This is a genomic window from Shewanella sp., assembly GCF_013214165.1.
Lineage (GTDB): Bacteria > Pseudomonadota > Gammaproteobacteria > Enterobacterales > Shewanellaceae > Shewanella.
Map to the genome: position 1 here is coordinate 1 of NZ_JABSSM010000095.1, position 13,482 is coordinate 13,482.

The window sequence follows — 13,482 nt, forward strand, 5'->3', positions numbered from 1 at the left end:
TCCAAAGTATCTCGGTGAGAACCGTGTTACAGATCATCGCGGATTATAACGATTTTAACTTAGTCACCAGTGATACCGTCGAAGGTGATATTACCCTGCGTCTGGATGATGTCCCTTGGGATCAGGCTCTGGATCTTATTTTGCAGACTAAAGGGCTGGATAAGCGCATCGAAGGTAATATTCTTATGATCGCGCCTAGTGAAGAGATAGCGATTCGTGAGAGGCAACAGTTAGAGAATCAGCTGGAAGTAAAAGAGTTAGCGCCTTTATATTCTGAATACCTACAGATAAATTATGCTAAAGCATCAGATATCGCCGAATTGTTGAAGAGTGCAGATTCGAGCCTACTGAGTGCACGTGGAAGTGCTGTCGTCGATGAACGTACCAATACTCTGTTAGTCAGAGATACCGAAGAGACGTTAGAGAATGTACATCGGCTAATCGAGGTGCTGGATATCCCCATTCGACAGGTCCTTATCGAGGCTCGAATGGTGACGGTGAAAGATAATGTATCGCAAGATCTTGGTATTCAATGGGGCATCACAGATCAACAAGGTAGCAGAGGTACTTCGGGCAGTCTGGAGGGAGCCCAGAGCATAGCAAATGGCATCATACCCGCTCTAGCTGACCGACTAAACGTTGCCTTACCGGCTCCGGCTGGCGCTGCTAGTATCGCGTTTCATATCGCCAGGCTCGCTGATGGCACCATACTCGACATGGAATTGAGTGCCTTAGAGCAAGAGAATCGGGGGGAAATCATCGCCAGTCCGCGAATCATGACCTCGAACCAGAAGGCGGCATACATAGAGCAAGGCGTCGAGATCCCCTACGTGGAGGCGAGCTCAAGCGGCGCCGCGACAGTACAGTTTAAGAAGGCTGTATTGTCACTGCGGGTGACACCGCAAATTACACCGGATAATAGGGTGATTTTGGATTTAGAGATCACTCAAGATTCCCAAGGTGAGGTGGTTGCAACGCCTCTGGGTGAAGCCGTTTCTATCGATACTCAGAGAATTGGCACTCAAGTGCTGGTGAACCATGGTGAAACCATAGTCCTAGGTGGAATTTATCAACAAAATTTGATCACCCGCGTGAGTAAAGTACCGATATTGGGTGATATCCCATTCCTAGGTTTTCTTTTTAGGAGCACTTTAGACAAGAATGAGAGACAAGAACTGTTAATTTTTGTCACGACAAAGATTATCTCTGAAGATCTATAATTTAAACCATAACAAGTGGTTAGCCAGTACTTCAGTGCTGACTACTTTATAGGTTTAAGACTATTCTTACAAATATGTGCGTACTTGACTTGCCTTATGTGGTGTTTAACTGAGATAATCCGCGGTCAAGTCTCATTAGAGCAAGGTAACATTTAAGGTCGGTTTTATTTTTCGAATCGACGTCGGCAAACTTCACATAAGATTCAGACGTAATAGCAATGGCTGAGAAACGTAATATTTTTCTAGTAGGCCCTATGGGGGCTGGTAAAAGCACAATAGGCCGTCATCTAGCACAGATGCTGCACTTAGAGTTCCACGATTCAGATCACGAAATTGAGAAGCGTACTGGTGCTGATATCGCGTGGGTTTTTGATGTCGAAGGTGAAGAAGGTTTTCGCGTTCGTGAAACACAGGTCGTCGCTGACTTAACTGAGAAACAGGGTATTGTTTTAGCGACTGGCGGTGGTTCTATTCAGAGTAAAGAGATACGTAATAACCTCTCTGCTCGTGGAATCGTTGTCTATCTAGAGACCACAATTGATAAACAAGTTGCTCGCACGCAGCGAGATAAGCGTCGTCCACTGTTACAGGTTGACGACCCAAGAAAAGTCCTTGAAAATCTGGCTGTCACTCGTAATCCCTTGTATGAAGAGATTGCAGATGTCATCGTTAAGACCGATGAACAGAGTGCGAAGGTTGTGGCAAACCAAATCATCGAACAGTTAGGTTTCTAGGCGGAATAATGCAGCGAATTCAGGTTGAGCTAGGTGTAAGAAGTTACCCCATCATTATTGGCCAGAATTTGCTGACTGGTGGCGAGCATCTTGCCCGCTACCTCCAAGATAGAAAAGTTCTAATTGTTACGAATGACACTGTAGCGCCTCTCTATTTAGAGTCGCTACAGCGTCTCTTATCTGATTTTGACTGTGTTGAACCTGTCATCTTACCCGATGGCGAGCAATACAAGACATTGACTCAGATGGATGATATTTTCACCTCTTTATTGCAGCAAAACCTAGGCAGAGACACTGTTCTTGTTGCCTTAGGTGGTGGTGTGATCGGTGATATGACCGGCTTTGCTGCCGCGAGTTATCAAAGAGGCATAGATTTTATTCAAGTACCCACCTCACTTCTCGCTCAGGTTGATTCATCTGTTGGCGGCAAGACGGCGGTGAATCATATTCTAGGCAAGAATATGATAGGTGCTTTCCATCAGCCTAAACTCGTGCTGATAGATACCAACTGCTTAGACACACTTCCCCCCCGAGAATTTGCTGCCGGTATGGCCGAGGTCATCAAGTACGGAATTATCTGGGATAGTGAGTTTTTTCAATGGCTAGAGAATAATGTTTCTCTGTTAAAGTCATTGGATAAAGCGACCCTCGAGTTTGCCATAGGTCGATGCTGTGACATAAAAGCAGATGTGGTTGCCCAGGATGAAACGGAGAGAGGAGTGCGTGCACTGCTTAATTTGGGTCATACCTTTGGTCATGCCATCGAAGCCGAGATGGGGTACGGTATCTGGTTGCACGGTGAAGCGGTCTCTGCTGGCACAGTACTTGCTGCTCAAACGGCAAGACGGATGGGATTGATCGATGAGTCAATTGTTTGTCGGATCATTAAATTGTTCCAGGCTTTTGATCTGCCGGTTACCCCTCCGGAGTCGATGGGTTTTGAACAATTCATCAAGCATATGCGGCGTGATAAGAAGGTACTCAAGGGTCAAGTCAGGCTGATTCTTCCTGAAGCTATCGGTAAGTCAGGAATATACAGCGACGTGACCGATGAGATACTGGCACAGGTTCTTCGCCGCCCTTAGATTTTAGGTGTGTGAGTGACTTTTAACGACTCGATTTTACTACCTAGCCAAGAGACCTTAGTACAGAGGTTGCAACATGTTAGCCTCTATGGTCAACAGTTGATCCTTGTGACTGGTCGGCGGGGTTCAGGTAAGACAAGATTAATTACTTCACTGGTTAACGAGCTGGAAGAGTTTAGCTCAGCGCTGGTTACTTGTCCCAAACACTGTGATAGCAGTGAAATTCGTCGAAAAATATTAATTCAATTATTCTCAGAGCCTGTCTTTGATGATGAAACCCCCCTGTCTGAAACTATCCTTAGGCTCGTATCGGCTATGCCACAGGCGTCTTTTATTGTACTGGACGACGCTCATTACCTGCCGATGGAACTCGTTGCTGAATGCATCGTGCTGAGCAAACTTAGGCTACCGGGGAAAACCATCTCCTTGACCTTGACCTGTGAGCAGGATTTTTTCGATGAGTTGGAGAGTCAGTTACCCGAAGGCCAGAAAGAGTCACTGCTGTCGATCAATATCGATCCACTCCTGATACAGGAGCGTGAAGCTCTGTATTACACCTTGCTGAGTCGTAGCGAACAAGATCCCTTTACTCCGCGAGAAATCGTCAGAAACCAGCTGGAGAAACAGACGGGCACGCCTCAAGAGGTAGTGAATTTATTAGAACTCTCTCTCAACGGGCCTACGGAGAAAGTGGTGTCCAACAAATGGTATAAGCCTGTGATAGTTGGAGTATCCATGCTCTTTGCCTTGTCCCTCGGCAGTTATTTTTTGTTGTCCTCATCCGAGGTCAATGGCACATCTAGCCTAGCCTTAACAGTCATCGAACCTGATAGTGAGTCTTCAGCCGTGTCTCTGTACGGGGAGCGAGTGTTAGCGGGTTATTTTGTGCTGCACCAGAGACTGGCAGACGAGAGAGAAATGCCAGCTTCTCAAGCTCGAGTCACCGAGAAACAATTGTCTATGTCTGGCGCCGATATTAAACGCATTGGTGCCACGGATGGGACTGAAGTGGCAACGTTTCATGGGTTAGAGGATATTGAGCTCACTGGTCTTGACGCTAGTGAGCTTGTAGCTAGCGGACTTGAGGCTAGCGAACTCGGTGCGGCGGATGAAGATTTACCCATGGAGGCCGTCAAGCAAGAACGCAGGTTTACTGGCTATACACTGCAACTTGCAAGCGTAAGGCAGGTTAAATCCCTCAACAATATTTTAGCCGAGATCGAAGGCGAGCAAGATATTCAGCTTGCTCGCCACGGAGAGCGCTGGGTAATACTGCTTGGGCACTTTAAAACACTAGCTGCAGCTAATGAAAAATCCCGCGAGTTGATGCAAAATTATCGTTTGAATCCTCCCTGGACCCGAGAATGGAAAAATTTAGTCGAATATGAACTAGAAGAAGGGCTCGATGCTAATGATATTCCCCACTAAACAGAGTACAATCGTCACCTTCTTTTTTCTTAGCAATCAATCAATTTAGATGAGTAAAAAACAGAGAGCCTTTCTTAAATGGGCTGGTGGAAAATTTAAACTGATTGAAGCACTCTCAAAGCATCTTCCCGAGGGCGATCGTCTGGTAGAGCCTTTCGTGGGCGCCGGTTCGGTATTTCTTAATACTGATTATACTAGTTATCTGCTATGTGATATTAATCAAGATCTTATTAATCTTTATAAGCTAGTTCAGACCGAACCTGATAAATATATAGCCGCAGCTAAGGCCATGTTTGTGCCCGAGATGAATGATAAAGAAGCCTATTACAAGGTGAGGACCGAGTTTAATCTCACTCAAGATCCTTTTATTCGCTCGGTGTACTTCCTCTATATGAACCGTCACGGTTTCAATGGCTTGTGTCGCTATAATCGCAAGGGCGGTTTTAACGTGCCTTTTGGTTCCTATAAGAAACCATACTTTCCCGAGAAAGAGCTACGCGCTTTTTCAGAGAAAGCACAAGCTGCCGAGTTTAAGTGTATAGGTTATGAGGAAGCATTCGAACTCACGACTCAAGGGGACGTAGTCTACTGCGATCCCCCATATGCCCCATTACCGTCTAAGGTCAGCTTTACTACCTATGTCGGCGCAGGTTTTTCCCTTGATGATCAGGCCTTGTTAGCCAGAAAGTCGAGGCATACGGCTATCGAGCGAGGCATTCCCGTGTTGATCAGCAATCATGATACGCCCCTTACCAGAGAGCTGTATCACGGAGCGAGTTTCGATACGATCAAGGTGCAGAGAAACATCAGCCAGAAAGGCAGTGCTAGGAAGAAAGTTGATGAATTGATGGCCTTGTATGACGACCGCTACCACAGTGAGAATGACTAGTGTGATCCGGATTGGGCTATATATTTGCTGCTGAAGCTGGTTGTGAATGACTAGCTCAGTACTAGCTTAACGATGAAGATAAGTGACAGTACCAGCCCGATAGCTAAGACAATTCCCATCATAATGAAAGGCAAGGGTGAGCTGCTTTGAAAGTCTCTTTGTCTATTCTGCTCACTCTGAACACCCAGAAAAGCCGCTAAGGTACTCATAAAAAGCCGAAATAATTTAGTTAACATGACTGGCTAGGCTAGAGAGGCTAGCTTGCTTGTTGTTTGGCGGGCTGACCTTATCGAGTGGGCTCTCAGTGTGTCCGTAGAGCAGCTCCAACAGATCGACAAAGTGTAACTGGTTAGAGCGACTCTTGCCCGTAAACCAGGTGCTCCAGCTCAAGGTTTCTGCCTGTCGAGCGCAGCGGTTATTAGGATGACTAGCTGGCAAAGAGGAGACGTAGCGGGTTGTGGAGCTGCTGCATACGCAAGCGGAGGCCGACTCGGAAGGCAATAGGTTCTGGACACTCATGGCTGTGATTGCAATCGCACATGCAGTAACGGCAAGAACACTGGCAGATTTCATACTTGCCGTGAACTTTTTTTCCTTTCCCATCATATTTCCTTTATTCAACAGCCCTCGCAGGTCGCATAATTATAACAAGGTAGATTGTATTTTGAACATATTTTTTAACCGATTAATAATATCATATAAAGGTATGACTTTTTTGTGGATGATCTTGTTTAATTTGACATCGGCCCTAGAGGCTTATGTCCGTAGAAGGTAGAATAGCGTACTTCTTAGACACAGTATGAGTTTGCTATGCGCCCTTTTCTTATCGCTCCCTCTATTTTATCTGCCGATTTTGCCCGCTTAGGCGAAGATGTCGATGCTGTTCTCAATGCCGGTGCCGATGTGGTTCATTTTGATGTCATGGATAATCATTATGTGCCTAACCTGACAATAGGTCCTATGGTATGCAAGGCATTGCGCGACTATGGTGTCACCGCCGAGATTGACGTGCATCTGATGGTTAAACCAGTGGATCGTATGATTGGCGATTTTGCCAAAGCCGGTGCATCGATCATTACCTTCCATCCCGAAGCGACAGAGCATTTAGACAGAAGTCTGCAGTTGATCAAAGAGGCGGGCTGTAAGGCCGGCCTAGTATTTAATCCTGGCACGCCATTGCATTATCTGGATCATGTGATGGATAAACTCGATGTCATCCTATTGATGTCGGTTAATCCAGGTTTCGGTGGGCAATCTTTTATCCCTTCAACACTGGATAAGCTCAGACAAGTGAAGCAGCTTATCGATGCTAGCGGCTTCGATATTCGTCTGCAAGTGGATGGTGGCGTCAAGGTCGATAATATTGCCGAAATTGCCGCAGCGGGCGCCGACATGTTCGTCGCAGGCTCTGCTATTTTCAACCAGCCGGATTACAAGACCGTTATCGATGAGATGCGCGGCGAACTTGCCAAACTTGAGCGTTAATTTATGACATGTTGGAAAAACCTCAAGGCTATCGCATTCGATCTCGATGGTACACTCATCGACAGTGTTCCGGATCTTGCCGCCGCCACTCAGGCGACGCTATCTGAACTGGATTTACCTGCTTGTACTCAAGAGCAGGTGCGCGGCTGGGTGGGGAATGGTGCTCAGATGTTAATGAGCCGGGCGCTAACCCATGCTCTGGCACGAGAGGTCCAGCAGGATGAGTTAGACAATGCCATGCCCAAGTTTATGCTTCATTATCAAGAGAACTTGCAGCAGCATAGCCAGCTCTATCCTTATGTGAAAGAGATCTTAGCCCAGCTGACGGCGCTTGGTTTTCCTCTGGCTATTGTCACCAATAAGCCATATAGGTTTACCATACCACTGCTGGAAGCGTTCGACATAGGTCAATACTTCTCTCATGTTCTAGGCGGTGACTCTCTGGAAAGAATGAAGCCGGATCCCATGCCATTGACTCACCTTTTATCTCATTGGCAGCTGAAGCCCGATGAGCTCTTGATGGTTGGGGATTCGAAGAATGACATTATCGCCGCCAAAGCTGCGGGTATTACCTCAATAGGCTTGACCTATGGGTACAACTACGGTGAAAATATCGGGCTAAGTGACCCGGATGCGGTCTGTGAGCAATTTAGTGAAATCATGGCGCTGGTAAACAGCAGCCTCAAAGTAACGGAGCAAGAAAACCTATGACTACCCCCGCAAAACCCATAGTACTTAGCGGCGCACAGCCGTCTGGAGAGCTAACCATAGGTAACTACATGGGTGCATTGAAGCAGTGGGTTGCTCTGCAAGACAGTCATGACTGCCTCTATTGCGTTGTCGATCTGCATGCCATCACAGTGAGGCAAGATCCTCAAGCGCTCAGGGAAGCCTGTTTGGATACCCTGGCTTTATATCTTGCCTGTGGAGTCGATCCTAAGAAGAGTACGGTATTCATTCAGTCTCAGGTTCCTCAGCATACTCAGTTAGGTTGGGCGCTCAATTGCTATACTCAGATGGGCGAGCTCAATCGCATGACTCAGTTTAAAGACAAGTCGCAGAAGCATGCCAGCAACATCAATGTCGGTCTGTTTGCCTACCCAGTACTGATGGCCGCCGATATTCTTCTGTATCAAGCCAACGAGATCCCAGTCGGTCAAGATCAGAAGCAACACCTAGAATTGACACGTGATATCGCGACTCGTTTCAATAATGCCTACGGTGAGACTTTCACCATTCCTGAGCCATTCATTCCTGAGCTCGGTGCTAAGGTGATGTCGCTACAAGATCCGCTTAAGAAGATGTCCAAGTCTGACGATAACCGTAATAACGTTATTGGCCTCCTGGAAGATCCTAAGAAGATCATGAAGAAGATTAAGAAGGCGATGACAGATAGCGATGAGCCACCTGTGGTTCGTTTCGATACTGAGAACAAGCCAGGCGTATCTAATTTACTCAGCTTGATGTCTGGTGTGACGGGTAAGAGCATTGCTGGTCTCGAAGCCGAATTTGAAGGTAAGATGTACGGCCATCTAAAAACGGCGACGGGCGAAGCCGTGGTGGAGATGTTAGAGCCACTACAAGCGCGTTATCGTGAATTTAGACAAGACACTACATTCTTGCATCAAGTGAGGCAAGAAGGGGCTGAGAAGGCTCAGGCTCGTGCCGAAGTGACCATTAAGAAGGTCTATGAGAAGATTGGACTACTGGTCTAGATTAACTCTTGTTTTCTATATAAAGCCGACCTCGAGTCGGTTTTTTTATGTCTTTCAATATTAGCCGCAACTGTCTCTCCACCCGGATAAACAGCTTCGAGGACAGCTACCCGATGCGATACCAGGCTCTGGGCGCCGCGACATTTGTATACCGATTAGTATTATTCGTCAGGCAAGTGACATGGGTCAGTGTCATTCGAGTCATCGAATGACCAAGAGGTGAGGCTGAAAGATAGCGGCTAATGAGAGTAGTTAGGAGCCAGGTGATTCGAAGACCTTGATGACCTTACGGACACCGGCGGTATTTCTGGCCACATCGACCGCGAGCTCAACTTGATCTCTGGCAACGACACCGAGCAGGAAGACTTCGCCGTTTTCGGTGATCACCTTGATGCGTGTCACATTCAGGTTGTCGGTACTTAACATCCGGCTTTTGACCTTAGTCGTGATCCAAGTATCATTACTGCGGGTGGTGAAGGAAGTTGGATTGCCTATGCGGATCTGATTGTGGATCTTACCACCAAGCTCCAATTGCTGTACGACACGGATCGCCTTGTCCCTCAACATGGAATTTGGCGCCTGGCCGATCATCAAGGTGTTACCGTTCATCATCACACCTGTGATGTTGGCCTGATTTTTTACATCTTCAAGTTTGGCCAATTCACTTGCGATCTGAAAGTCGGCATTAGTATCATCGAGCTGAGTCTGAAAACTCCGCTCATCGTTGACGATCATGGCGCCGCCAACCGCACCGAGCATTACAGCGCCGGCGCAGCCTTGTAGCATGAGGATAACTGCCATTAACGGGAGTAATCTTGTCATGCTATTATACCATTCCGAGTAAGTATCTGATCATTCAGCGGGAGTTCAAAGCGCTGTAGGCAAGGCGGATGTTTGAAGCTAATAGTTATTCTATATCGAGAACATGTAACGCAGCATAAAGGGCTTTGAAACCCGCACTGCGTGAGGCTCTCAGTGTTTCCACTTCGGTGTTGCATTGACTTAAAAGGGAATAACCATTTCCTCATCAATGCGCCTTGAATTGAAAAAACTGAGAGTCTCTGAACTAACCAGATACTTATATGGAATGGTATTAATCCTTGAATTGGCAGGTCTTGCATTACTGATCGTCCTGGGGGAAGAGAGTGCGATCGATATTGTCACACAGGCAGTGAATGACAAGCAGGTGCACTTCTTGGATACGCGCCGTACTGTTTGAAGGCACGCGGATCTCTACATCGTTGATGCTAAGCAGGCCAGCCATAGGGCCGCCATCTTTACCCGTTAGCGCTACGATAGTCATGTCTCGGCTCAATGCGGCTTCTATCGCTTTGATCACGTTGCCTGAGTTACCGCTGGTTGAGATCGCCAGCAAGATATCGCCAGATTGTCCCAATGCTAAGATTTGCTTGGAGAAAATCTCGTCATAGCTGTAGTCGTTAGCTATGGCTGTAATGGTAGACGTATCTGTTGTCAGTGCAATCGCAGGCAGTGGCGGACGCTCAACTTCGAAGCGATTTAATAGCTCGGCAGAGAAGTGTTGTGCATCTCCAGCGCTACCACCATTACCACAGGCAAGGATCTTATTGCCGGCCAGCAGGCAATGAACCATCATCTGTGCCGCCTTCTCGATGGACTCAGGCAGTGCCTCTGAAGCATCGATCTTGGTTTGAATGGAATGGGTAAAGCTGTCTTTAATACGTTCTAACATGGGAAAATCCTTAACTATATATCTGTTTACTATCATGCCATAAGTCACTAGCTGCTTCTGACATCAATGATTAAATTTTTCAAAAAGCGTTCTTGAGCCAATATATCCGTTGTGGCTCTATTCCTATCAGATCGAATCGGCAAATAACATCGAGATGTTTGATCTGCATATAATGCTCGGCTGCCCGCCTCAATCTCTGAATTTGCTTGGTAGTCAATGCATGTAATACACCGCCAAATTGACTCTTAGTGCGATACTTTACCTCGACAAAAATTAGCGTTTTACCTTGGCGCATGACGAGATCGATTTCGCCAAACTTGTATCTGACATTCTGTTCGACGCAGGTCAGCCCTTGTTGTTCTAGGTATTTTCTCGCTTGGCTTTCTCCTAGCTGACCATGTTCACGTGGAATATGATGTTTATCATCCATGATAAAAATTCCTTATTGCGGGCGTAGGCTGCCTCTCTGGTAACGGCCCCAGCTGAGCTTGCGGTTAACAGTGCCATCTGGAGAGACGGATAACATGCCGCTGCGACCCGAGAATTGGTAACCGGGTAGTGCCCGCATCTGGGCCAGTTTGCCGACTAATTCCAGCGCATCATAACCCATGATGTAGAGGCGTTTCTGAGCAAAGCTCCAGGTTGGCCAAAGCTGCTCTATTAATTGAGTCTCGTTATTGCTGCCGATCAACCAGGGGATGTCGCTGATGATCAGGTTGTTGAGTTCTTGAGATACTTCTCTCGAATTATCTTCGACCCGGCTGCGGCTGGTGGTGTAAAGCGGCACTGGCTCGGCGAACACACTGAAATTGACGTCGATAAAAGGCTTCAACAGAGGCAGATCTTTATTGCCGGAGATCATGTAGATGGCATCGATATCTCGGCGTGAGCGAAAATCGGCTTTGACCTCGCTGCCCAACAATGCCTTGACTCGTGCGATGCGCTCCTTACTGTCGATAACCCCAAGAGATTTTTGTACCGTGACCTTCATCTTATCGCCGGGGTCGTAGTAATGGATCTCGGCGGGCTTGTGGGTTAACTCTGCCCAGGCCTTGCTGAAGCTGTCAGCCATTCTCCGGCCAACCGCATTGTTACTGGCTAATACCAGAGGTGTGGTGATGCCATCGGCAAATAACTTCTCGGCTGCATCGCTGGCCTCATGGGCTGGAGATAAGGCGAAATAGAACTGGTCCTCGTCGGGGGTAAAGTCATCTACATGGTTTAAATATAGCTGTGGTACTCGCTTTAACATGACTGGTGCTTGAGCCGACGTCGCTAATTTACTTGTCTGCTCGCTATCGCTGGTAGGCGTGACAAGGGCGGCGGGTATTGACTGGTGCAACTCTTCGACCTCAGATTGCAGCAAGGGGCCTATGACAAATTCGGCACCTGCAGCCATGGCCTCTTGATAGGCGAGTTGAGCGCCATTGGCGGTATCGTAAAAATTAATCGAGACTCTATCATCCGGATTGGCCAGGTAGCGTGACATGATGCCATGCTTGACTGTGCTAGCGACTCGGGCTCTTGGGCCTGTCAACGGCAGCAATACGGCGATGTTATGTGGATTATAAGGTTTAGTGGTTAAGGCTTTCTCGAGATCCCTAGGTAACTCGATCGAGGCCGGGTGTGTTGGATTAGTATGTTGCCAATTACCCAGATGCTGCACCAGTTCATTGGGATTAATCGCATAGTGTTTGGCTATATAAGCCAGCTGTAACCACCCTGAAAAAATCGGCTCTGCATCGTCTTGGCTAAAACTCAGTACAGTTTGTTCATGCAAGGGCTGTAAGATGTGCCAGATGCTGTGATTGACTTCAGCGGCTTGAGCCTTTGGCAAGAGCGAGCTTAAGAGACTCAAGTGTCTGGCTTGCTCTATGGGCTGTTTAGTCTGCTGGTATAAACGGGCTTTGAACTGGTAGTAGGCCACCATCTGCCAATCGGCGAGTTGCCATCTAGGCGGATAATTCAGTTCACGCAGGGCATCATCATAGGTCGAGGTTAGCTCGAGCGCCCTGGCGGTTAAATATTTATGTTCGGCAACGAGTTCTATTTTTTGTCCCAGATTCGATTTAATCGAGGCTAATGTCTTATTCGCGGCATTTCCATCACCTTGATTGATAAAGGCGTGGGCGGCAAGGAGTGCGTATCGGTTTTGCATCTCTGCGTTACCGGCACTGGAGGCTTTTCCCAGGTAATCTGCAGGCTGCAGAGGAGCACTCACCAAAGATACCTGAGTGTCTTTTGGTTTTATTTGGCTTGGCGTTGACCCACAACCGATTAAAATAGTGGCTAAAACCGCAATAGAAATAAATTTAGTTGTATTCAGTCTTTTCAACACAGGTCTTCACTCTGGTAAGATGCAGCCAATAGTTTAACCTTCTCTTACGCCTGACGAAAGTCTTGTAATAGTCAAACTGAGGTAGATATGGATCTGGCGGTCGCTCTTTACATAGTTCCAACCCCAATCGGCAACCTTGCCGATATTAGTTCTCGTGCCATAGATGTGCTTAATAGTGTCAAATTAATCGCCTGTGAAGACACGCGTCACAGCGGAAAACTTCTGAGTCACTTCGGCATAGAGACCAGAAAAACCTCGCTGCATGATCATAATGAGCGAGACAGAGCCGATTGGATCATTCAAAAGCTGAGTAATGGTGAGCCTGTTGCGCTGATCTCAGACGCCGGCACTCCCTTGATCTCAGATCCTGGCTATCATCTGGTTTCTGCCGTGAGAGCGGCGGGATACGATGTCATTCCTTTGCCTGGGCCATGTGCCGCTGTTACCGCCTTGAGTGCTTCAGGCTTGCCATCGGATCGCTTCACTTTCGAAGGCTTCCTGCCATCGAAAGAGAAAGGACGATTTGATAAACTGACTGCCCTAAAAGAAGATCCAAGAACCTTGATCTTCTATGAGTCTCCTCATCGCATTGTTCAGAGTCTAGAGTCATTTTTGGCGGCTCTGGGTGAGGACCGACAGATAGTGATGGCCCGTGAAATCACTAAGACCTTCGAAACCTTTCTTTCGGGAACAGTGGCAGAAGTGCTTGAGATGGTCAAGAATGACCCTAACCAGCAGCGTGGTGAAATTGTGCTGATGTGTCACGGTCATCGTAGCGCCAAAGATGATGCAGATATTCCAACTGAAGTGATTAATACCCTCAAGTTACTCGTAGAAGAGCTACCCTTGAAGAAAGCGGCGGCAATCGCCGGCCAGA

General features: G+C 47.4%; 15 protein-coding genes. 9 read left to right on the forward strand and 6 right to left on the reverse strand.

The window, feature by feature from the left end; genetic code table 11:
- From HRU42_RS18500 to HRU42_RS18520, 5 genes are all read left to right on the forward strand, one after another.
- Positions 1 to 1,220: type IV pilus secretin PilQ (locus HRU42_RS18500; RefSeq protein WP_295033266.1), on the forward strand; the 1,220-nt coding region annotated here is incomplete at its 5' end.
- A gap of 218 nt (positions 1,221 to 1,438) precedes the next feature.
- The gene (gene aroK / locus HRU42_RS18505) at positions 1,439 to 1,954 is read left to right on the forward strand and encodes a shikimate kinase AroK (RefSeq protein WP_295033268.1); all 516 of its coding nucleotides are present in this window, start codon (positions 1,439 to 1,441) and stop codon (positions 1,952 to 1,954) included.
- 8 nt (positions 1,955 to 1,962) lie between these two features.
- Positions 1,963 to 3,039: a 3-dehydroquinate synthase gene (gene aroB, locus HRU42_RS18510; protein ID WP_295033269.1), complete on the forward strand. Its 1,077-nt coding sequence runs from the start codon at positions 1,963 to 1,965 to the stop codon at positions 3,037 to 3,039.
- A gap of 15 nt (positions 3,040 to 3,054) precedes the next feature.
- Positions 3,055 to 4,467 (forward strand): AAA family ATPase, encoded by a 1,413-nt coding sequence (locus HRU42_RS18515; RefSeq protein WP_295033271.1) that lies wholly within the window; start codon positions 3,055 to 3,057, stop codon positions 4,465 to 4,467.
- Positions 4,468 to 4,516: 49 nt separating this feature from the next.
- Positions 4,517 to 5,356 carry a Dam family site-specific DNA-(adenine-N6)-methyltransferase gene (locus HRU42_RS18520; RefSeq protein WP_295033273.1) on the forward strand — a complete coding sequence of 280 codons (840 nt, stop codon included), beginning with the start codon at positions 4,517 to 4,519 and terminating at the stop codon, positions 5,354 to 5,356.
- A 50-nt stretch (positions 5,357 to 5,406) separates the two neighbouring features.
- Here HRU42_RS18520 and HRU42_RS18525 read toward each other — a convergent pair whose 3' ends face one another.
- A complete protein-coding gene (locus tag HRU42_RS18525) occupies positions 5,407 to 5,592 on the reverse strand; it encodes a DUF2970 domain-containing protein (RefSeq protein WP_295033275.1) in 186 nt (61 codons plus the stop codon).
- Positions 5,582 to 5,962 carry a hypothetical protein gene (locus tag HRU42_RS18530; protein ID WP_295033291.1) on the reverse strand — a complete coding sequence of 127 codons (381 nt, stop codon included), beginning with the start codon at positions 5,960 to 5,962 and terminating at the stop codon, positions 5,582 to 5,584. Before HRU42_RS18530 ends, HRU42_RS18525 begins: the two co-directional genes overlap by 11 nt.
- Before the next feature lie 204 nt (positions 5,963 to 6,166).
- Between HRU42_RS18530 and rpe the strand changes: the two genes are divergently transcribed.
- From rpe to trpS, 3 genes are read left to right on the forward strand one after another with little or no spacing between them, the layout of a single operon-like run.
- On the forward strand, positions 6,167 to 6,841 hold the full coding sequence (gene rpe / locus HRU42_RS18535) for a ribulose-phosphate 3-epimerase (protein WP_295033277.1): 675 nt from the start codon (positions 6,167 to 6,169) through the stop codon (positions 6,839 to 6,841).
- Between the two features lie 3 nt (positions 6,842 to 6,844).
- Complete coding sequence (locus HRU42_RS18540) at positions 6,845 to 7,552, forward strand: phosphoglycolate phosphatase (protein WP_295033279.1); 708 nt, start codon at positions 6,845 to 6,847, stop codon at positions 7,550 to 7,552.
- Positions 7,549 to 8,556 carry a tryptophan--tRNA ligase gene (gene trpS / locus HRU42_RS18545; RefSeq protein WP_295033281.1) on the forward strand — a complete coding sequence of 336 codons (1,008 nt, stop codon included), beginning with the start codon at positions 7,549 to 7,551 and terminating at the stop codon, positions 8,554 to 8,556. The genes HRU42_RS18540 and trpS overlap by 4 nt, the downstream gene beginning before the upstream one ends.
- Positions 8,557 to 8,808: 252 nt before the next feature.
- Here the strand turns inward: trpS and HRU42_RS18550 are convergent, their stop codons facing one another.
- The 4 genes from HRU42_RS18550 to HRU42_RS18565 all read right to left on the reverse strand — a co-directional run bounded on the left by HRU42_RS18550 (position 8,809) and on the right by HRU42_RS18565 (position 12,605).
- Positions 8,809 to 9,378: a BON domain-containing protein gene (locus tag HRU42_RS18550; protein ID WP_295033283.1), complete on the reverse strand. Its 570-nt coding sequence runs from the start codon at positions 9,376 to 9,378 to the stop codon at positions 8,809 to 8,811.
- Between the two features lie 298 nt (positions 9,379 to 9,676).
- Entirely contained in the window at positions 9,677 to 10,267 is a 591-nt protein-coding gene (locus HRU42_RS18555) for a phosphoheptose isomerase (protein WP_295033285.1), read from the reverse strand.
- A gap of 79 nt (positions 10,268 to 10,346) precedes the next feature.
- A complete protein-coding gene (locus HRU42_RS18560; protein WP_295033286.1) occupies positions 10,347 to 10,697 on the reverse strand; it encodes a YraN family protein in 351 nt (116 codons plus the stop codon).
- Positions 10,698 to 10,709: 12 nt separating this feature from the next.
- Positions 10,710 to 12,605 carry a penicillin-binding protein activator gene (locus HRU42_RS18565; protein WP_295033288.1) on the reverse strand — a complete coding sequence of 632 codons (1,896 nt, stop codon included), beginning with the start codon at positions 12,603 to 12,605 and terminating at the stop codon, positions 10,710 to 10,712.
- Positions 12,606 to 12,692: 87 nt separating this feature from the next.
- On the opposite strand from HRU42_RS18565, the gene rsmI reads away from it, so the two are divergent.
- The coding region (gene rsmI, locus HRU42_RS18570; protein WP_295033289.1) for a 16S rRNA (cytidine(1402)-2'-O)-methyltransferase at positions 12,693 to 13,482 on the forward strand (790 nt) is incomplete at its 3' end.